Below are 19,260 nucleotides of genomic sequence, written 5' to 3'. Positions count from 1 at the left end.
GCCCAGCCGGCGCCGAGCGCCGTGAGCAGCCCGGCTCCGACGGCGGCCGCCGGCGGGATCCAGGAGATGTGCAGCCCGACCGCTTCCGGGACGGCTCCGCGGTCCTTCAGCTGCCCGAACCACCAGCTCGCAAGGCCGATTCCCGGCAGGGTCCCGAGCAGTCCGGCGAGCGGCGCGACGAGGAGCGCCTCGGCGGCGACCGCGCGGCGGATCTGCCGTGGGGTGGCTCCGACGGCGCGCAGGAGCGCGAACTCCCGGGTGCGCTGCCCGACGGAGAGCGCGACCGTGCCGGCCGCGGTGAAGACGGCGACCAGGGTGGCGATCCCGCCGAAGGAGCCGCCGAGTGCGGTGAGCGTCTCCTTGGCGTAGGCCAGGCCGTGGTCCTCGACTTCGCCTCGGGCGTCTGCGGTGAGGACGTATGCGCCCGTCCCGGCCAGGGACTTCTTCACGGCGGTGGCGAGTGCGCCGGTGCCAGTGCCGTCCTTGCCCAGTACGGCGATGGCGTCGGCCTTGCCGGGGTGCCCGGCCAAGCCGTCCGCCGCGGTGTCGGCGAACCAGGCGGTGGCCCCGCCGCCTCCCGCGGTGTCCCCCGGTCCGGGCTCGGCAAGACCGGAGACCCGGAAGTCGGCCCGCCCCTCGGCCGTTTCGAGCGTGACGGTGTCGCCGACGCCGGCCTTCGCGGTGCGGGCCGCGGCGGCGTCGAGCACCACCTCGCCCGCGCGTGGGGCGGAGCCGTCGGACAGTGCGGTCCCGGTGAAGGCATGCGAGCCCCAGCCGTGCCCGGTGAGCGCGCCGGCTCCTTGACGCACCGGGAAGGTGAAGTCCGGTACCGCTGCCTCGACGCCGGGCGCGCGGGCCGCCTTCGCCGCGAGCCCCGTGTCCACACGGGCGGTGTCCGGCAGCGGGTAGGCGGTCTCCTCGGGGCCGTCGACGGTGTCGGCGACGACGCGTGCGGACTGGTCGGCCGCCGCGACGACCGGGGCCTGCGCATAGCGCTCGGCCGGGACCGAGGCGCGTACGCCCGTCTCGAGGAGGATGCCGCAGGCCGCGACGATCAGCGCCGACATCATCAGCGCGACGAACGTGCCCGCGAAGGAGGCGGGTTTGAAGCGGACGGCCGCGCGGGCCAGTCCATTGGGGCGCATCATGCGGCGGCACCCGCCATCGCGCCGCCGCTGCGGGCGGTGAGTGCGGTCATCCGCGCGGCGATCTGTGCCGGCGAACCGTGGTCGAGCCGGTCCGCGAAGCTGCCGTCGGCGAGGAACAGCACGCTGTCGGCCCAGGCGGCGGCAGACGGGTCGTGGGTGACCATGACGACCGTGGCGCCGAGGCCGTCCACCGCGTGCCGCAACAGGCCGAGGACCTCCTCGGCAGTCCCGGTGTCGAGGGCGCCGGTGGGCTCGTCGGCGAAGATCACGTCAGGGCTCGTGACCAGGGCACGGGCGACCGCGACGCGCTGCTGCTGACCGCCGGAGAGCTCGCCGGGCCGGCGCCGCGCCTTGTCGGCGAGCCCGACCTGTGCGAGCACGGCGGCGGCCCGGCGCCGGTCCTGCCGCTGTCCGGCGAGGCGCAGCGGCAGCAGTACGTTCTGCTCCACGGTCAGCGACGGCAGCAGGTTGAAGGCCTGGAAGACGAAGCCGAGGCGGCTGCGGCGGAGCTCGGTGAGTTTGTTCTCGCTCATCCCGGTGATCTCCGTACCGCCCAGGCGCACCGACCCCGCCGACGGCCGGTCGAGCCCGGCGGCGCACTGCAGGAAGGTGGACTTGCCGGAACCCGAGGGGCCCATGACCGCGGTGAACGAGCCGCGCGGCAGCGCGAGATCGACCCCCGCGAGCGCGTGCACGGCGCCCGCGCCCCGCCCGTACTGCCGCCGGACACCCCGCAGCTCGACGGCGACCCCGGACTCCCCGGCCGACGCCCCCTCGCCCACCTGCTGCCGCCTGCCCCTGCGCACCTTCATGTTCCGCCCTCTCGCACTGCATTCGATCCGACGCAGCGGAGTGTGCGGGGCGGACTGCACCCGGGTCGTCATACCGGGGAGCCAATGTGGGGGTGCTACTGCGGTAGGGGGCAGCGCCCCCTGGCCGCTAGATAGCGGCGGCCCGGCAGTCCGGGCAATCGGTCGGTGGTGGTGGGGCCTGGTCCGGTCCGGGCCAGACCGCGATCCACTCGGCGAGGGACTGGCCTCGTGCGAAGGCGGCATGTGCGGGGCAGCCCCGGTTGGGGTCGTGTTCCCAGACGGCGCCGTCCGGCGAGCCGAAGTCGACCAGATTCCAGATGGCGCAGCCACGGTCGACCAGCGGTACGAGTCGCCGCTCCCCGTCGGATCCGTCGTGCCATTCCTGGTACAGCGTGACCAGGTCCTCGGCGTCCGAGAAGTACTCGTCGTTGTCCGTGAGGGACACGGCCTGCCAGCCGTCCGGCCCGAAGCCGCCGTCCGCGACCTCCACGTACAGCCGCCGCAGCAGCGGCGGCATGGTGAAGCCCACGGCCCGTTCCACGGCTTCGACGTCTTCCGGTGCCGCCGGTCCGGGGAGGGAACGGGCGACAGCCTGCGCCCGCACCAGGGCTACGAGTTCATCGTCGGTCACGTGAGGATCTTGCAGCCCGCCGGCCCTTGTGTCGAGATCCGTGGTCACAGGGGGCGAGCAGCAGGAACGGTCGTGGATGCGCCGTGCGCCGGGCCGGCGGAAAAGCTCCGCGGCCCGGCGCACAACGGGCGGACGTCAGCGCGTGAACCGCAGTGTCACCAGTTCGAACGGGCGCAGGGACAGCTCGACCTCGCCGTTCGCGACCGTGTACGGCGGAGCGTCGGGCAGGGGGCGCTCCAAGAGGTCTGTGGCCAGCACCGATGTGGTGTCCAGGCCCACCCGCAGTGACGTGCGGGCGCGGCCGCCCGCCGACTCGTAGACGCGGACCACCACGTCGCCCGAGCCGTCGTCCGCCAGTTTGACCGCGCTGATCGCGACGGCGGGCGAGGCCACGGTGAACAGGGGCGACACCGGGGCGGCGCCCGTCACCCGGCGTTCCGGAAGGTTGATGGCGTAGCCCTCGCGGACCGCGTCCACGACCGAGGCACCCGGGGCGAGTGCGTAGCGGAAGCGGTGGACGCCCTGGTCCGTCTCCGGGTCGGGGAAGCGCGGGGCCCGGAGCAGGGAGAGTCGGACGGTCGTGGTCGTGCCCGAGTCCGAGGGGCGGACCGTGCGGGTCACGTCGTGGCCGTACGTCGAGTCGTTGACCAGGGCGACGCCGAAGCCCGGCTCCTCCAGGTGCACGAAGCGGTGGTTGCAGGCCTCGAACTTGGCCGCTTCCCATGAGGTGTTGGTGTGCGTCGGACGGTAGAGGTGACCGAACTGGGTCTCCGAGGCGTACCGGTCCGCGTGCACATCGAGCGGGAAGGCGGCCTTGAGGAACTTCTCCGTCTCGTGCCAGTCGACCTCGGTGTCGATGTCGAGGCGCTTCTCCCCCGCGAGGAGGGTGAGTACCTGGGTGGCACGCGAAGAGCCGAAGGACCGTACGACCTCCACGGCGACCCGGTCCCCTTCCGAGGCCACCACCCGTACCGAATCCACGTCTGTCAGATCCGTGACCACGTTGCGGTAGAACTCGTCGACATCCCACGCGTCCCACATGTTCGGGAAGTCCGGGTGGATCTGGAGGAGGTTCGCCGCCGCGCCCGGCGCCAAGGTCTCGCGCGCGGCCTCGATGTCGTACGCCGACACCACCAGGCCCCGCTCGTCGATCTCCACCCGCAGCAGCCCGTTGTCGAGCACGAAGCCACCGCCATCGCGGGAGGTCAGCGCGACCGGACCGGTCACCGTGGGCGCGCCCGCGCCGCCCGCCGCCACACCCGACCGCTCATGCGTCGCCGCGTTGAAGACCAGCTCGACGGAGCCCGAACCCGCCAGCGCCCCCTGCGCCGCCGTGATGATGGCGTTCAGCTCCGAGGCGACCGCCGCGTAGGTCTTCTCGGCCTCCCGGTGCACCCACGCGATCGACGACCCCGGCAGGATGTCGTGGAACTGGTGGAGCAGGACCGTCTTCCAGATGCGGTCCAAGTCCTCGTACGGGTACGGGAATCCGGCTCGTACGGCCGCCGTCGCCGCCCACAGCTCCGCCTCGCGAAGGAGGTGCTCCGAGCGCCGGTTGCCCTGCTTGGTCTTGGCCTGGCTGGTCAGCGTCGCGCGGTGGAGTTCCAGGTACAGCTCGCCCACCCAGACCGGCGGCTCGGGGTACTCCGCCTCGGCCTTCGCGAAGAACTCGCCCGGCTTCTCCCAGACGACCTTCGCGGAGCCTTCGAGGTCGCGCATACGGCGGGCCTTCGCGAGCATCTCGCGGGTGGTGCCGCCACCGCCGTCGCCCCAGCCGGTCGGGGCGAGGGAGTGCTTGGCGACGCCCTTGTCCTTGAAGTTCCGTGCCGCGTGGGCGATTTCGCGGCCCAGCATGGAGCAGTTGTAGGTGTCGACGGGCGGGAAGTGCGTGAAGATCCGCGTCCCGTCGATGCCCTCCCAGTTGAACGTGTGGTGCGGGAACTTGTTGATCTGCGACCACGAGATCTTCTGCGTGAGCAGCCACTTGGAGCCGGCCGCCTTGATGATCTGCGGCAGCCCGCCCGCGAACCCGAAGGTGTCGGGCAGCCATGCCTCGTCGTTCTCGATGCCGAACTCGTCGAGGAAGAAGCGCTTGCCGTGCACGAACTGGCGGGCCATCGCCTCGGAGCCCGGCATGTTGGTGTCGGACTCGACCCACATGCCGCCGGCCGGTACGAAGCGGCCCTCGGCGACGGCCTTCTTGACCTTGGCGTAGACCTCGGGACGGTGCTCCTTGATCCAGGCGAACTGCTGGGCCTGGGACATCCCGAAGACGAACTCCTCCTCGGTCTCGAGGAGGTTGGTCATGTTGGAGGTCGTACGGGCGACCTTGCGGACCGTCTCGCGCAGCGGCCACAGCCAGGCCGAGTCGATATGCGCATGGCCGACCGCGCTGATCCGGTGCGCGGAGGCGTCCGCGGGGGCGGACAGGACGCCTGTGAGCTCCGAACGGGCCGCGGCAGCCGTGCCGTTGACGTCCTGGAGGTCGATCGTGTCGAGGCAGCGGTTCACCGCGCGCAGGATCTCCCAGCGCCGGCCGCCCTCCACGGGCAGCTCCTCCATCAGCTCGCCGAGGACTTCGAGGTCGGCTATCAGCTCCCAGACCTCACGGTCGAAGACCGCGAGGTCCATACGCTCCAGGCGGTACTGCGGCTCGGAGCCGGCCGTGTCCTTGTCGCCGAGCTGGGTCGGACGGAAGGGCTTGTCGCCGAGCAGCACCGGGTTGGAGGCCGCTTCCAGATGCCACTCGACGCGCTCGCCGCCGGCGACCGCCTCCCCCACGCGCACCCACTGGTTGCGCGGGTTGACCGCCTTGAGCGGCTCTCCCGCCGGGGTGTAGACGAGTGCCTCGCACTGGAAGCCGGGCATCCGCTCGTCGAAGCCCAGGTCGAGCACGGCCTCGACGGTTCGGCCCGCCCACGCGGCCGGCACCTCGCCGGTCACCTTGAACCAGGTGGTGGCCCACGGAGCCCCCCATGCGTCGCCGACCTTCACCGGTTCGTGCGTCGCGGCCAGTCCCTCCTCGACCGGCACGGGCTCACCGGGCGCGGTCCAGGACTCGACCGTGAGCGGCACGGACTCGGGGTAGACGGCGGGACGGATGCGCTCTTCGAGTACGCGCTTGAGGCGGGCCTCTACGAGGGCACGGTCGTCATGCATGAGGGGACTCCAACTTCCTTCAGGGAGCGGTGTAGCTGAGGTGCGGTGTAGCCGAGGTGCGGTGTAGCCGAGGTGCGGTGTTACCAGGGGTGGGTGGTGCTCGCGGCTGTGGAGGTGCTGTAGAGCTCCCCCACGGACCGTACTTCGAAGCGGATCTCGCGCTCGCCCTGCTCGGCGGTGAGACCCTTCACATACGCGGCATGTGCGCAGGTTCCCGTCAGATACCGCCGAGTGCCGTCCGCGAGGACGCGGTGCAGCTCGTACTGCCGTACGCCGCCGGGGGCGCCCTGCCAGGACAGCCGGAACTGACCGTCGCCGGAGGCCTTGTCGACCTTGAGCGCGGTGGGTGCGGCCACGGACTCCTCCGCGTCCTGCACCAGCAGCCCGCCGAGCCGCCACTTCACGGCTCCGCTGCCGGTCAGCCGTACCGCCAGACCGTGGATGGTGCCGGTGCCGAGCGAGCTCAGGCGGACGTCCGCCGTACTCCAGCCGGCACCCGGGGTGCCCGCCGACAGGAACGAGTACGTCAGCGGAGCCCCGGCCTCGGACGCCTCCCGCAGCGCCACGCCGAGCTCGACCTGCACGGAGCCCGAGACCGCGCGCTGGGCGAGGCGGACCACCGTGTCCGCGCTCAACGGGAGCCGGGTGGCGTGCAGTTCGATCACGACGGGCGCGTTCAGGGTGCCGTCGACCAGGACCGAGGACCCGCCGCGCCAGGCGTCCACGAAGTCCAGCGTCACCGTGGGCCGGGTGCCCGTGGTGCGCACGACCCATCTGCGTCCCGGCAGCACGTCCTGGAGGCCGAGCTGGTTCCAGGCGGCTTCGGAGCGGGCCGCGCCGTCCTCGTACCACTTGAGGCCGTGACCGGTGTTGAAGGAGCAGCCGAACGGGAGCGACGTGACCGTGGACCGGTCGGCGACCGCGCCGGCGGGTGCGCGCCAGGCGCCGGTGGACGGGCGCGACGGGTCGAGCGAGGTGCCGGTCCAGAACTGGTCGTCGGCGGCGTGGAACTGGCCGGGGGTGCGGCCTTCCGGCAGGTGGTTGCGGGTCCACTCGGGCCGGTAGAAACCGAGTGAGGTGACGTGGGAGCCGCCGCTCGGGAAGAGCGCCTCCCAGTTGACCGACTTGTTCCAGCCGGATGCCTCGACGTCGACGCCCGCCCACAGCTCGTAGCGGTCGCGGTCGAGGTTCTGGGCCAGGGCGCCGGAGGAACTCAGGTCGGCGGTGGTCCAGTTGAAGTTGAGGAACATCGTGTCGGACGCCTGGAAGAAGTCCTGGTTCTCGGCGTTCAGGCAGTCCTGCCAGACCACCGAACCGTTCTTGACCATCGAGTCGTACCAGGTGACCCGCAGACCGTGCGGCTCGCCCAGGCGCTTGAGCTCCTTCAGGAAGGCGAGCATCTGCGCGGCGAGCGCCGGATCGCCGCCGCCGGTCTCGGCGTTCACGAACCAGCCGTCGAAGCCGTACGCGGTGGCGACCCGCACCAGCTTCTCGGCGATGGGGAAGCGGCCGAGCGCGTCCTTCTGCACGAGGTCGCGGGTCCACTGCAGCTGACCGCCGTACGCGGCCGGGGGCAGGAAGATGTTCCCGATGACGGGGACACCGTTGCGGTGGGCGGCGTCCACGACCGGCGCGTTGGGCGCGAGGACGATGCCCTCGCCGGAGGAGCCGCCCCAGAAGACCAGTTCGTCGATGTACGCCCAGTGGGTCAGGGCGTAGTAGTCGGCGGTGGCCGCGCCCTGCGACGGATTGGACGCGGTCGTCTCGAAGGAGACGAGGGAGGCGATACGGCCCTGGCCCGCGCGGGCCGTGGTGTTCACAGCGACCGGCGTGAAGCGCTCGGCGAGCGGCACGGTCGAGCGGTTGAACGCGAGATCGGCGTCCGACTCGGGCGTCCAGGTCTTCAGGGAACGCCAGGTGATCCCGGCGCCCGGGGAGCCGGCGGGCAGCGAGTCGGGGAACCAGTAGGAGGCGTACGGCTGGAGGTTCTCCGCGGCCTTCTTCTTGGCGCCCGGCGCGGCGTGCGCCGGGACGGAGGTGGCGAGCAGCCCGGCCGCGGCGGCGGCCGAACCGAGAACGACGGTGCGACGGGTGGGACGGATCCCGGAGGTGGGGCGTGGCTGCGTCATTGCAGGAAGCTCCTTGAGGGGGAGAGTCGGTCGACGTCGTCAGGTCCGGCCACCGCGGCGATCAGACCTCTTCGGGGCCGACCACGGCGGTGATCCCGCGCGCGGCCAGATGCTCCGTGTCGTGCTCGTGCTCGGCCAGGACCACGGCGGGGCGTACGCCCTGAGCCGTCAGCCGGTGCCAGGCCTCGAAGAAGGTGCCGCCCGGGCCGCAGAGTTCGCGTTGCGGAGAGGCGACCGTGTCCCCGGTGTCGAGGACGAGGGCAGTCGTACGAGGAGCGGGCGCGTACTCCTTGGACTGCCATTCCTTGACGATCTCGGCGATTGCCGCACCGGCCGGCTTGACCTCACGCCCATTGGTCAACAGGCCGAGGCTGTACTCGAGTTCGGGGAAGTCGGCGAGCTCGCGGGAGACGTCGTGGGAGCACCACCACGTCACGCCCCACACGTCCGTGCAGTCCAGCGCGTTGGCGATGGTGCGCTCGGTGAAGTGCGCGGCGTGCTCGGCCGGGATGTGCGGCGCCGGGGCGCCGACCTCCTGCAGCCAGACGGGGCGCGCCGGGTCCGTGTGCCAGGCGCGCGCCAGCTCGATCATGTACGCGGCGTGGTGCTCGGTCGCCACTCCCGTACGGCCGTGGCGCTGGGCCGTTCCGTTGAACACCCAGGAGTGCACCGCGGTCGCCCCGCCGAGCCGCGCGGCCTGCGCGGGCGTGAACGGGTGGGCGTCCTGGTACCAGGCGGCGTCGTACTCGGCGTGCAGATGGAACCTGCCGGGCGCGCCCGCCTCGCACGCGGCGAGCATCCGCTCCAGCCAACTGGCCGCCTGCTCATGGGAGATGCGGTCCGGGTCGGGGTGCGGATCGTGCGAGAACTGGTTGATCTCGTTGCCGATGGTCATGCCGAGGAAGTTGGGCCGGTCGGCGAGCGCGGCCGCGAGGGTGCGCAGGTACTCCTCCTGGCCGGAGATCACCTCGGGGTCGGCGAAGATGTTCCGCCGGTGCCAGGTCTGGGTCCAGGCCGGCAGGAAGTCGAAGCTCGACAGATGCCCCTGCAGACCGTCGACGTTGATGTCGAGCCCGCGCTCGCCGGCCGCGTCGGCCAGCTGCACCAGTTGCTCGACGGCGCGCGGGCGGATCAGGGTGCGGTTGGGCTGGAACAGCGGCCACAGCGGGAAGACCCGGATGTGGTCGAGGCCAAGTGCGGCGATCGAGTCCAGGTCGGCCCGTACGGCGTCGAGGTCGAAGTCGAGCCAGTGGTGGAACCAGCCTTGTGTGGGCGTGTAGTTGGCGCCGAAGCGAGGGGTGCGGGGCATGGCGGCGTGCGGCTGGGCAGCGTCGGGCATGGGGGTCCTAGCGTTGCGGTACGAAACGGGAGAGCGAGAGGGTCAGCCCTTGACGGCGCCCTCGCCCACCCCGCGGAAGAAGAAGCGCTGCAGACAGGCGAACAGCACGATCAGGGGCGCGACGGCGATGATCGTGCCCGCCGCCACCAGGCGCTGGTCGTTCGCGAAGGTGCCGTGCAGATAGTTCAGGCCGATGGTGAGCGTGAAGTTGGACTGGTCGCTCAGCACGATCAGCGGCCACAGGAAGTCGTCCCATGCGCCCATGAAGGCGAAGATCGCGACGACCGCCATGGTGCCCTTGACCGCGGGCAGCGCGATCCTCGTGAACCGCTGCCAGGCGTTGGCGCCGTCGACGAAGGCGGCCTCTTCGATCTCGTACGGGATGTTGGAGAAGGCGTTGCGCATCAGGAGCACGTTCAGGGCGCCGATGCAGGCGGGCAGGACCACACCGGTGAGGGTGTTGTTGAGGCCGAGCTCCCGCATCGTCATGAACTGGGCGATGATGATCGACTCGACGGGCACCAGCATGGCCATCACGAACGCGACGGTGGCGAGCTTGCGGCCGCGGAACTTCAGGCGGGCCAGGGCGTATCCGGCGAGCGCGGCGCCGATCACGTTGGTGAGGACGTTGGCGAGGGCGACCTTCAGGGAGTTGAGCGCGAAGTCCCAGACCGGGATCAGCTCGGCGACCTTGCCGTAGTTGTCGAAGGTCGGCTGGGAGGGCAGCAGCTTGGGCGGGTAGCTGTAGATGTCCTCACCTGCGCCCTTGAGCGAGGTGGACAGCTGCCACAGGAAGGGGCCGACCATGATCGCGAACACGGCCAGGAGCAGCAGATAGCGAAGCGTCAGCTTCCACGCCGGCGGCCGCCGTCCGCCCTCGGCGAGGAACTTGTCCTTCACGGACGGACGGGGCTTGCGGGCCTTGCGCGGCTTGGGCGCCGGCTCCTGCGGCTTCGGGGAGTCCAGGGTCTGCGCACTCATGCGTCGCCCTCCTTCTTGTCCGCCTTCAGCACGAGCAGCATCAGGCCAAGGGTGATCACGAAGACGACGACGGAGATCGCGGAGGCATAGCCGACGCGTCCGCTCAAGCCCGTGCCGACCTGCTTGATCAGCATGACGAGGGTGGTGTCCTCGCCGCCGGGGCCGCCGTTGGGTCCGGCCATCAGATAGACCTCGGAGAAGACCTTGAAGGCGTTGACCGAGGAGAGCGCGGCGACCAGGACCATCGTGGAGCGCACGGCCGGCACGGTGACCGTGAAGAAGCGGCGGATCGCGCCGGCCCCGTCCACGGCGGCGGCCTCGTGCAGCTCCTTCGGGACGTTCCCGAGCGAGGCCATGTAAATGATCATGTAGTAGCCGAGGCCCTTCCAGACCGTGACCAGCATGGCGCTGATGAGCAGCAGCCACCGGTCGCTGAGGAAGGCCACGGGCCCGATCCCGATCGCGCCGAGCACGGCGTTGACCAGGCCGCGGTCGTCGAGCATCCAGACCCAGATCAGGCCGACCACGACGACGGAGGCGACGACCGGGGTGTAGAAGGCGGAGCGGAAGAAGGAGATGCCCGGCAGATAGCGCTGCACCAGCATCGCGAGCAGCAGCGGCAGGATCACCAGCGGCGGTACGACGCCCACGATGTACAGCAGGCTGTTGCGCAGCGCCGTCCAGAACATCTCGTCCTGCCACAGCTCCTGGTAGTTCGCTCCCCCGACCCACTTCCCCGCGATCAGGGTGCGCTGGTCGGTGAACGAGCTCGACACCGTGGAGAAGAACGGGAAGAGGACGAAGCCGCCGATGATCGAGAAGCCCGGCAGCAGGAACAGCCAGGGCGTGCTCGGCAGATGGGTGCGAATACCGCGCCGCTTGGGCGAGGCCGGGCCCGCGTGCGCAGCGGCGGGCGTGGGAGGCGAGGGGGCGGTGGCCGGCCCGGTCTTCGCGACCGGCTCACCGCTCCTCGTCGACGTGTCACTCATGTCGTACGGTCCTCGGGCGCCGGATCAGCCGGCCTGCTGGAGCAGCTTGTCGCACTCGGCGACCGCGTCGTCCATGGCCTGCTCGGCGGACTTCTTGCCCTGCATGGCCTTGGCGACCTCGTTCTTGAGGACCGTCTTCATCTGCTCGGTGAAGACCACCGGGGTGTAGTTGACCGCGGTCTTCAGCGCCTTGGCGGCGGCCACCCGGATCCGGCCCTCGTCGGTGCCGTCGTCCTTGGTGTAGAACTCGTGGTCCAGGCTGCCCTTGGTGGACGGAAAGACCGCCACCTCCTGGCCGAACTTCTCCTGGTTCTCGGCGTTCGTCACCCAGTGCGCGAACTCGATCGCGGCGGGCTTGACCTTGGACTGGGCGTTCACCATCAGGCCCTGGACGTACATGTTGTCCTTGCCGGTGTTGTTCACCGCGGGCGTGACGCCGACGTTCTTGTAGAGGCCCGGGGCCTCCTTCTTGTACGTCTCCAGGTCGTGCGCGCTGCCGGGGTTCATGGCGATCTGCTGCTGCTGGAACTTGCGGCCCGAGGACTCGGCGACGGCGGTCAGCGCCTGCTCGTCGAGCGCGCCCTTGTCGTAGAGCTCCTTGTACTTCTCGACGAGCTCGACACCCTTGGCGTCGTTGAACGTGAACTTGGTCTTGTCCCCGTTCATCAGCGGCACGCCGTAGCGCCCGAAGTCCTCGACCGCCGGGGCGTTGGACAGCATGGCGATCTTGCCGTCGCTGTTCTCCGCCATCTTCAGGGAGTCGGCGAAGAGCTGGTCGTACGAGGTCGGCGGCTTCGCGGGGTCGAGGCCCGCGTCCTTGAACAGCGCCTTGTTGTAGAACATCGGGCCGGTGTTCAGGTACCAGGGGAAGGCGTACGTGCCGGCCTTGCCCGGCATCTCGTGGCCCTTCCAGGCGCCTTCGAGGTACTCGCCCTTGAACTTGGCGGCGGCCGGGTCCTCGTCGAGGTTGAGCGCGAGGCCGGCCTTGGCGAGCGGGGTGGCGAGGTCGGGGGCGACGTTCACGACGTCGGGCAGCGTGCCTGCGGTGGCGTCCGCGCTGAGCTTGTCCGCGTAGCCCTCGGCGGGCTGGTCGATCCACTGGACGTCGACGTCCGGGTACTTCTTCTCGAAGCCGTCGATGACGCCCTCGAAGTAGCCCTTGAAGTTGGTCTTCAGATTCCAAGTCTGGAACTTGACCGTGCCTTCGATCTTCCCGGACGACTCACTGTTCCCGTCGCCGCCCGATCCGGTGCCTCCGCACGCCGTGACAACAAGGGCTGAGGTGACCGCGAAAGCGGTGGCTGTGGCGACGCGACGGGATATCCGCATGGCCGGGGCTCCTTTGCTCGGACCTGAATACGACAACCGAAATGGAGAAATGCGAAATGCAAGACCTTGCGCCGAATACTCGCCCCCGAACCCAGGGGCAGTCAACGGATTCCTTATCCCCAAACGGCTCTACTTCTCGGGACGTTAGTCCATACCGGCGCGGCGCCGAGGCTACTAATGCGGTTTAGCTCATGTCAACACCCCTGACCCCACCTGTACGGACAACCGCTTGACACCGGGCTCCCGCACCCTTCAGGGTGTGATCACTAATGCGGTTTAGGTAAAGGAACTCCCCCGTGCCGGACCAGGCTTTCTCCGTCCACGTCAGCGGTGTCACCACACCTGGTCTCTTCACCGGCCCCGAGAGCGATCCGCTCCAGGTCGTACGGGTCCGTATCCGCCGCACCCGCCCGGCGGGACCGCTGCGGATCTCGGTCACGGGCCGGGACGTCGGCACGCCCCGCCCGCGCCTGCTGCGAGCGGACACCGCGGAGGCGTACGCGGGCGTGGACGCGAAGGCCGAACTCACCGGTGGCGCACGGCAGTCGGAGACATCACTGGAGTCCTGGGCCGAGGTCCCCGTCCGCGTCACGGACGCCGCTCCTGGCGACCGGCTGCCGGCCACGGCCCTCGTGCACGCCTCGGACGGCCGCCTGCTCGCCTCGTACGGCTTCGAGCTGACGGTCGCCGAACCGGGCTGGACCGTCCGCCTGGTCCCGCACTTCCACTACGACCCGATGTGGTGGAACACCCAGGCCGCCTACACCGCCCTCTGGGACACCCCGCAGCGTGACGGCGAGCCGGAGAAGGGCTGGGAGTACACGGGTGTGCCGGCGTTCACGCTCGTACCGCTGCATCTGCAGCAGGCGGCGGACGACCCGTCGTACCGCTTCGTGCTCTCGGAGATCGACTACCTCAAGCCGTTCTGGGACACGCATCCCGAACACCGCGAAGAGATACGGCAGTTGATTCGTGAGGGGCGCCTCGAGATCGTCGGCGGGACGTACAACGAGCCGTCCACCAACCTCACCTCCGCCGAGACCACCGTCCGCAGCGCGGTACACGGGCTGGCCTTCCACCGCGAGGTGCTCGGCGGGGACCCGCGTACCGCCTGGCAGCTGGACGTCTTCGGGCACGATCCGTCGTTCCCGTCTCTGATGGCGGACGCGGGTCTTGACTCGGCGGTGTTCGCGCGCGGCCCGCACCACCAGTGGGGTCCGATGATGGACACCTGGGGGGAAGCGCTGCGCCCGCCGAGCGCGATGCAGCTGCCCGCCGAGTACGACTGGATCGGGCCGAACGGATCCGGGCTGCTTCTGCACTATCTGCCGGCGCACTATTCGGCGGGGTGGTTCTCGCACAAGGCGGCTTCCGCCGAGGCTGCGGCAGAGCAACTCCTCGATCTGTACGAGCTGTTGAGGACGGGCGCGGCGACCCGCAACGTCCTCATTCCGATGGGCACCGACTTCTCCTGGCCGCACCCGTGGGGCCTGGACGTCCAGCACGCGTGGAACCGCCGCTACACCTGGCCGCGCATGGAGCACTCCGGTCCGCGCGAGCACTTCGCCGCCGTACGGGCCGAGTTGGAGGTACGCGGGGAGCGGCCGCTGCCGGTGACGCGGGAGATGGGCCCCGTGTACACGGGCAAGGACGTCACGTACGCCGATGTGAAGCAGGCCCACCGGGCGGCCGAGTATCTGGTCCAGGAGGCGGAGACCTACGCGTCGCTCGTCCATGCGCTCGGCCTGATGACGTACCCGGCGGACGCGCTGGAGAAGGCGTGGCGGCATCTGCTGCACGCGGCGCACCACGACGCGGTGACGGGCACCTTCTCGGACCAGGTGTATCTGGATCTGCTGCCGACCTGGCGGGAGGCGTACGAACTCGCCGATTCCGTACGGGAGTCGGCGCTGTCGGCGATGACGGCCGCGGTGGACACGCGGGCGCCCGCGGCGGGCGGGGCCTCGGAGGCCGGCAAACCGAGCCTGTCCGGGCAGGTCGGCGCAGTGGTGGCGGTGACCGTGTTCAACCCCGTGTCGTGGGACCGCACGGACGTGGTGCGTACGAAGGTCGCGCTGGACGCGCTCGGTGTCGTGGACCCGGCATGGATCGCTGTGCGCGGCGAGGAGGGCGGCGCGCCCGCTCCCGTCCTTGTCGAGCACGTGCACGACGGGGTGGCGCAGATCGCGTTCCTCGCACGCGAGGTGCCCTCGCTGGGACACCGGACATGGTGGCTGGTGGACGCGGGCGGGCCGGTGTCCGCGGGGTGGGCCGAGGCGGCGGACGGGGAGGCCGAGTGGGCCGCCGCGTCCGAAGCGGCGGCGGACGGGGACGTGGGGTGTGCCCCGCCCCGCCCTCGTATCGCCAATGAGACGTTTCTCGTCGAGGCCGACCCCTCCCGCGGCGGCGGGCTCAGCCGGGTCGCCGATCTGCGCGCTGGCCGCGAGCTGATCACCCCCGGCTCGGTCGACGAGCTGGTCGTCCAGGACGAGTACGCCGCGCATCCGTTCTTCGAGGAAGGGCCCTGGCACCTGCTGCCCAAGGGCCCGGGGACGGGGTCGGGTTCGGCGCCCGCCGAGTCGGTGGCGGTGGAGCACAGCCCGCTCGGTGCGCGCATCGTGGCGCGTGGCCGTACGGGCCCGGTGCGCTGGACCCGTACGACCACGCTCTGGCACGGCCTCGACCGGGTGGAACTCACGACGAAGGTCGACGGGTTCGAGGGTGGCGACCAGCTGCTCAGGCTGCGGATCCCGGCGGATGTGCCGGGTGCGCTGCCGGTGGCGGAGACGGCCGCGGCGGCCGTGGGGCGCGGGTTCGCGTTCCCTGAGACCGACACGGGCGTGGATCACACCCGGGCGCCCTGGACCCTGGACACACCGTGCCTGAACTGGTTCGCGCTGTCGTCGACGCTCCGGGTCGCGCTCACCGGCCCCGAGGGCGCGCGGGTGGGCGAACGTCCGCTCGGCGCCGGCGAGATCGTGCTGCCGGACGCCGGGTTGCCCGGATACGGGCAGCCGATGGCGCCCGTATCCGAGGAGGACGGCCCTGGCGACCCCCTTCGCGATGTCGTCACCGCCCTCGTGCAGCAAGGAGTCACGACCACCCCGACTCGAGCCCAGGGCCCCCGCTGGGGCGACCTCGCCGTGGACAGCAGCCTGCCCGACTTCCGTATCGCCGTCGGCGGCCCCGAAGTCAACTCCTTCACCGCCGCGGTGCTTTCCGACGCACCCGCCGCGTGCGCGCAGGCCGTACGGGACGGCGAGTGGCCCCTCGTCCTGGTGCCCGCGCGGGCGCCGCTGCGCGAGGTGTGGCAGCCCGGCTGCGACCTCACGGGGCCACGGGACCTGCCGGTCCTCGTCCTCACCGGCGATGATCTGCCGGGCGCGCTGGCCGCGCTCGCCGAGACCCTCCGGCGGGACGCCGCCCTCGGGGCGCTGGCGCCCGAAGGAGGCGCCGAGCCGTTCGAGGACCGCACCGTCGGTGTCCTCGTTCGCGGTACGCCCAGCTTCGCCGTAGACACCGAGGGCCGTCTGCACAGCACCTTGATGCGGTCCTGCACGGGACGGCCGAGCGCCGAGTGGATGGATCCGCCCCGGCGGACCGCGCCGGACGGCAGCTCCTTCCAGCTGCAGCACTGGACCCATGTCTTCGAGCACGCCCTCGTCACATCGCAAGGCGACTGGCGGGAGGCCGATCTCATGCGCAGGGGACGGGAGTTCAACCAGCCGCTCACCGCCGTGACCGGCGCTCCCCACGAAGGGCCCGCACCCAGCGCCATGTCACACCTGTCCGTCGAACCCTCCCGGCAGGTGCTTGTGGAGACCGTGAAGAAGTCGGAGGACGGCGAGGCCTTCGCCGTACGGCTGCGGGAGACCCATGGGCGGGCGGTGCGGCCGACGCTCATCAGGGAGATGGTGGTGGTCGGCGCCGAGCGGACGGGGCTGCTCGAGGAGCCCTCGGGCGACGAGCGGCGCGCGGCGGATCCGCCGGACGACGTGTTCGATCTGAGCGGCAACGCTTACGCCACGCTGCGGCTGATCTCCGAACCCTCGCCCGGTACGGAGCCTGCGCGGGAGCCGGTGCAGCCCGTGTTCAGCCGCTACTGGCTGCACAACACCGGCACGGCGCCGCTGGGCAACGCCCCGTACTCGGTACGGGTCATGCCCTACGCGCTCACGACGGAAGGTCCCGAGCCGCTGCGCACGGAGATCATTCTGACCTCCAACTCACCTGAAGCGGCCGGTGATTGTCCCGTCGAGGTGCTGCTCCCCGAAGGATGGTCCGCCTCCTGGACCCGGCAGACCGTACGGATCGACGCCGGCGGTCACACCCGGCTACCGCTCACCGTGCGGCCGGCGCCCGGTGCCGGGAGCGGCGACCATCTCGTACGCGTGGTCCTGACGACCCCCGCCGGCGCGGTCGAGGACTGCCTCACCGTGACCGTGCCGGGCCGGCCGGGACCGCCGCCCGGAATCGGCATCGATGCCGAGACCACGCGGGTGGACCTGACGCCCGGCGGCCGGGGCGAGCTGGCGGTGCTCGTGCACAACGGCCTGCACAGCGATCTGCACGGCGAGGCGCTCGCCGTATCCCCGTACGGTAGTTGGCAGTTCACCGGCCAACGCCTCGCACTCCAGCTGGCCGCGCGGGACACAACCCGGACCGTGTTCGAGCTGTCTGCGCCCGTGGACACCCCGCCCGGTGTGTACTGGGTCCTGATCAAGGCCGTATGCCAAGGGCGTATCGCCTACGGTCCCGCCGTCGCCGTCCACGTGGGCGAGGGATCCCACCCGCAGGACTGCACCGAACAGGCCACCGCACCGCACGAGGGGAAGGCACGATGACACCGCAGAGCGACGGCGCCGCCCGGGCCACTCCCGCGCGCAGGCCCACCATCAAGGACATCGCGCGCCGGGCCGGAGTCTCGGAGAGCGCCGTGTCCTTCGCCCTGAACGGGCGGCCCGGGGTGTCGCAGGGCACCCGGGACCGCATCCACCGGGTGGCCGAGGACCTCGGCTGGCAGCCCAACAGCGCCGCGCGTGCGCTGTCCGGGGAGCGTTCGGGGTGTGTGGGCCTGGTGCTCGCGCGGCCCGCGCACACCCTCGGCGTGGAGTCCTTCTTCCTCCAACTGGTCTCCGGAGTCCAGGAAGTGCTCGCCGCACGGAAGGTGGCGCTGCTCTTCCAGGTGGTCGAGGACATCGAGGCGGAGTGCGCGGTGTACAAGCGCTGGTGGGCGGAGAAGCGGGTGGACGGTGTGCTCGTCGTCGACCCGCGCAGCGACGATCCGCGGCCCGAGCTGCTCGATTCACTCGGTCTCACGTCGGTGATGATCGGCGCGCCCGCCGAGGGCGAGCGGCAGGTGTCGACGGTGTGGGCGGACGACTCCGCGGCGATGGCCTCGGTGCTGGCCCACCTGTACGAGCTCGGCCACCGCCATGTCGTGCACGTGGCGGGTCTGCCCGGCCTCGCGCACACCGAGCGGCGGATCAACTCGCTGCGTACGCAGGCGGGGCGGCTCGGACTCACGGCGATTCGTTCCGTACCGACCGACTACTCGGACGCGGAGGGCGCGGAGGCCACGCGGCGGGTGCTGGACTCGGACGCGCCGCCGACGGCGATCGTGTACGACAACGATGTGATGGCGGTCGCGGGGGTCGCCGTGGCGGCCGAGCGGGGTATCAAGGTGCCGGGCGAACTGTCCATCGTGGCCTGGGACGACTCGGCCCTGTGCCGCGTGACGCACCCGCGGCTGACCGCGCTCGTACGGGATACGTCGGGGTTCGGGCGGTTGGCTGCGGAGGAGTTGCTGGCCCGGTTGGACGGTGGGCCCGTGCGTAGTCTTCAGGCCGAACTCCCGCATCTGGAGCCTCGGGAGAGTACGGGGCCGCCGTCGTCCGGACGGTGAGGGTGGGTACGGTGCGTTGGCGGGTGCGGGGGCCTTGCGCCTGCGGCTGGCCTTCTTTCCCCCACCCCGCCCCTTCCCGAAACCGGGGCTTCGCCCCGGACCCCGCATCCGAACTTCGTTCGGATCTGCTCAAACGCCGCAGGGGCTGAGATTGCCGGACCGGCTTGAAACGACAGGAGTACCGCCCGTGACCACCCTCGACCTCCTCCCGCCCCCGGCCCCCGACAGCGCGGGCCCCGGGATCACGCTCGCCCTGGACATCGGGGGGACCAAGATCGCGGGGGCGCTGGTGCGGGGCGACGGGAAGTTGCTGGTGACCGCGCGCCGGCCCACCCCGCGCGGCACCGACGGTGACGGGGTGATGGCCGCGCTCGAAGAGGTCGTCGGGGAGCTCGCGCAGGCTCCCGAGTGGGCCGGTGTGCGGCGGTGCGGGATCGGCAGCGCGGGGCCGATCGACGCCTCGCGCGGCACCGTGAGCCCGGTCAACATCGGGGCCTGGCGCGGTTATCCGGTCGTCGAGCGGACGGAGAAGGCGCTCACACGGCTCGGTGCGCCCGTGCCCACCGTGCTCGTCGGCGACGGGGTGGCGATGACGGCCGCCGAGCACTGGCTGGGCGCGGCCCGCGGCCACCGCAACGCCCTGTGCATGGTGGTCTCCACGGGCGTCGGCGGCGGTCTGGTGCTCGACGGCCGGCTGCACCCGGGGCCGACCGGGAACGCCGGGCACATCGGCCACATCAGCGTCGAACTCGACGGCGAGCTGTGCCCCTGCGGCAGCCGCGGCTGCGTCGAGATCATCGCTTCCGGTACGTCGATCGCACGGCACGGGGGGCTCGCC

Annotated in this window: 12 protein-coding genes; 3 read left to right on the top strand and 9 right to left on the bottom strand. The window is 71.0% G+C overall.

The genetic code is table 11. The annotated features are described in order from the left end of the window. From ABT367_RS34115 to ABT367_RS34075, 9 genes are all read right to left on the bottom strand, one after another. A partial coding sequence (locus ABT367_RS34115; RefSeq protein WP_352257154.1) for an ABC transporter permease occupies positions 1-1,145 on the bottom strand: 1,145 nt, incomplete at its 3' end. After that, a complete protein-coding gene (locus ABT367_RS34110) occupies positions 1,145-1,960 on the bottom strand; it encodes an ABC transporter ATP-binding protein (RefSeq protein WP_352257153.1) in 816 nt (271 codons plus the stop codon). The genes ABT367_RS34115 and ABT367_RS34110, both read right to left, overlap by 1 nt. 127 nt (positions 1,961-2,087) lie before the next feature. Then, positions 2,088-2,591 carry an SMI1/KNR4 family protein gene (locus ABT367_RS34105; RefSeq protein WP_352257152.1) on the bottom strand — a complete coding sequence of 168 codons (504 nt, stop codon included), beginning with the start codon at positions 2,589-2,591 and terminating at the stop codon, positions 2,088-2,090. Between the two features lie 135 nt (positions 2,592-2,726). Beyond that, positions 2,727-5,750, bottom strand: coding sequence for an alpha-mannosidase (locus tag ABT367_RS34100; protein WP_352257151.1), 3,024 nt, complete (start codon positions 5,748-5,750; stop codon positions 2,727-2,729). Between the two features lie 80 nt (positions 5,751-5,830). Beyond that, on the bottom strand, positions 5,831-7,879 hold the full coding sequence (locus ABT367_RS34095) for an endo-beta-N-acetylglucosaminidase (protein ID WP_352257150.1): 2,049 nt from the start codon (positions 7,877-7,879) through the stop codon (positions 5,831-5,833). Positions 7,880-7,940: 61 nt separating this feature from the next. Next, positions 7,941-9,218: a glycoside hydrolase 5 family protein gene (locus tag ABT367_RS34090; protein ID WP_434975604.1), complete on the bottom strand. Its 1,278-nt coding sequence runs from the start codon at positions 9,216-9,218 to the stop codon at positions 7,941-7,943. Positions 9,219-9,260: 42 nt separating this feature from the next. Continuing rightward, positions 9,261-10,199, bottom strand: coding sequence for a carbohydrate ABC transporter permease (locus ABT367_RS34085; RefSeq protein WP_352257149.1), 939 nt, complete (start codon positions 10,197-10,199; stop codon positions 9,261-9,263). Continuing rightward, positions 10,196-11,188 (bottom strand): carbohydrate ABC transporter permease, encoded by a 993-nt coding sequence (locus ABT367_RS34080; RefSeq protein WP_352257148.1) that lies wholly within the window; start codon positions 11,186-11,188, stop codon positions 10,196-10,198. The genes ABT367_RS34085 and ABT367_RS34080 overlap by 4 nt, the downstream gene beginning before the upstream one ends. 24 nt (positions 11,189-11,212) lie before the next feature. Beyond that, positions 11,213-12,517 (bottom strand): ABC transporter substrate-binding protein, encoded by a 1,305-nt coding sequence (locus ABT367_RS34075; protein WP_352257147.1) that lies wholly within the window; start codon positions 12,515-12,517, stop codon positions 11,213-11,215. Positions 12,518-12,813: 296 nt separating this feature from the next. Here ABT367_RS34075 and ABT367_RS34070 point away from each other — a divergent pair, with 296 nt between their 5' ends. The 3 genes from ABT367_RS34070 to ABT367_RS34060 all read left to right on the top strand — a co-directional run. After that, the gene (locus tag ABT367_RS34070) at positions 12,814-17,361 is read left to right on the top strand and encodes a glycoside hydrolase (protein WP_352257146.1); all 4,548 of its coding nucleotides are present in this window, start codon (positions 12,814-12,816) and stop codon (positions 17,359-17,361) included. After that, on the top strand, positions 17,358-18,422 hold the full coding sequence (locus tag ABT367_RS34065) for a LacI family DNA-binding transcriptional regulator (RefSeq protein ID WP_352257145.1): 1,065 nt from the start codon (positions 17,358-17,360) through the stop codon (positions 18,420-18,422). The genes ABT367_RS34070 and ABT367_RS34065 overlap by 4 nt, the downstream gene beginning before the upstream one ends. 187 nt (positions 18,423-18,609) lie before the next feature. Then, the coding region (locus ABT367_RS34060) for an ROK family protein (RefSeq protein WP_434975603.1) at positions 18,610-19,260 on the top strand (651 nt) is incomplete at its 3' end.

The organism is Streptomyces mesophilus, from assembly GCF_040300965.1.
Classification (GTDB): Bacteria; Actinomycetota; Actinomycetes; order Streptomycetales; family Streptomycetaceae; genus Streptomyces; species Streptomyces mesophilus_A.
Note: the sequence above shows the minus strand (reverse complement) of the source record. Positions and strands in the feature narration are given on the sequence as shown.

Bases quoted from the DNA above. Each gene is read 5' to 3' on its own strand.
- ABT367_RS34110 (WP_352257153.1), bottom strand. From the start codon at position 1,960: ATGAAGGTGCGCAGGGGCAGGCGGCAGCAGGTGGGCGAGGGGGCGTCG.
- ABT367_RS34100 (WP_352257151.1), bottom strand. From the start codon at position 5,750: ATGCATGACGACCGTGCCCTCGTAGAGGCCCGCCTCAAGCGCGTACTC.
- ABT367_RS34095 (WP_352257150.1), bottom strand. From the start codon at position 7,879: ATGACGCAGCCACGCCCCACCTCCGGGATCCGTCCCACCCGTCGCACC.
- ABT367_RS34090 (WP_434975604.1), bottom strand. From the start codon at position 9,218: ATGCCCGACGCTGCCCAGCCGCACGCCGCCATGCCCCGCACCCCTCGC.
- ABT367_RS34085 (WP_352257149.1), bottom strand. From the start codon at position 10,199: ATGAGTGCGCAGACCCTGGACTCCCCGAAGCCGCAGGAGCCGGCGCCC.
- ABT367_RS34080 (WP_352257148.1), bottom strand. From the start codon at position 11,188: ATGAGTGACACGTCGACGAGGAGCGGTGAGCCGGTCGCGAAGACCGGG.
- ABT367_RS34075 (WP_352257147.1), bottom strand. From the start codon at position 12,517: ATGCGGATATCCCGTCGCGTCGCCACAGCCACCGCTTTCGCGGTCACC.
- ABT367_RS34065 (WP_352257145.1), top strand. From the start codon at position 17,358: ATGACACCGCAGAGCGACGGCGCCGCCCGGGCCACTCCCGCGCGCAGG.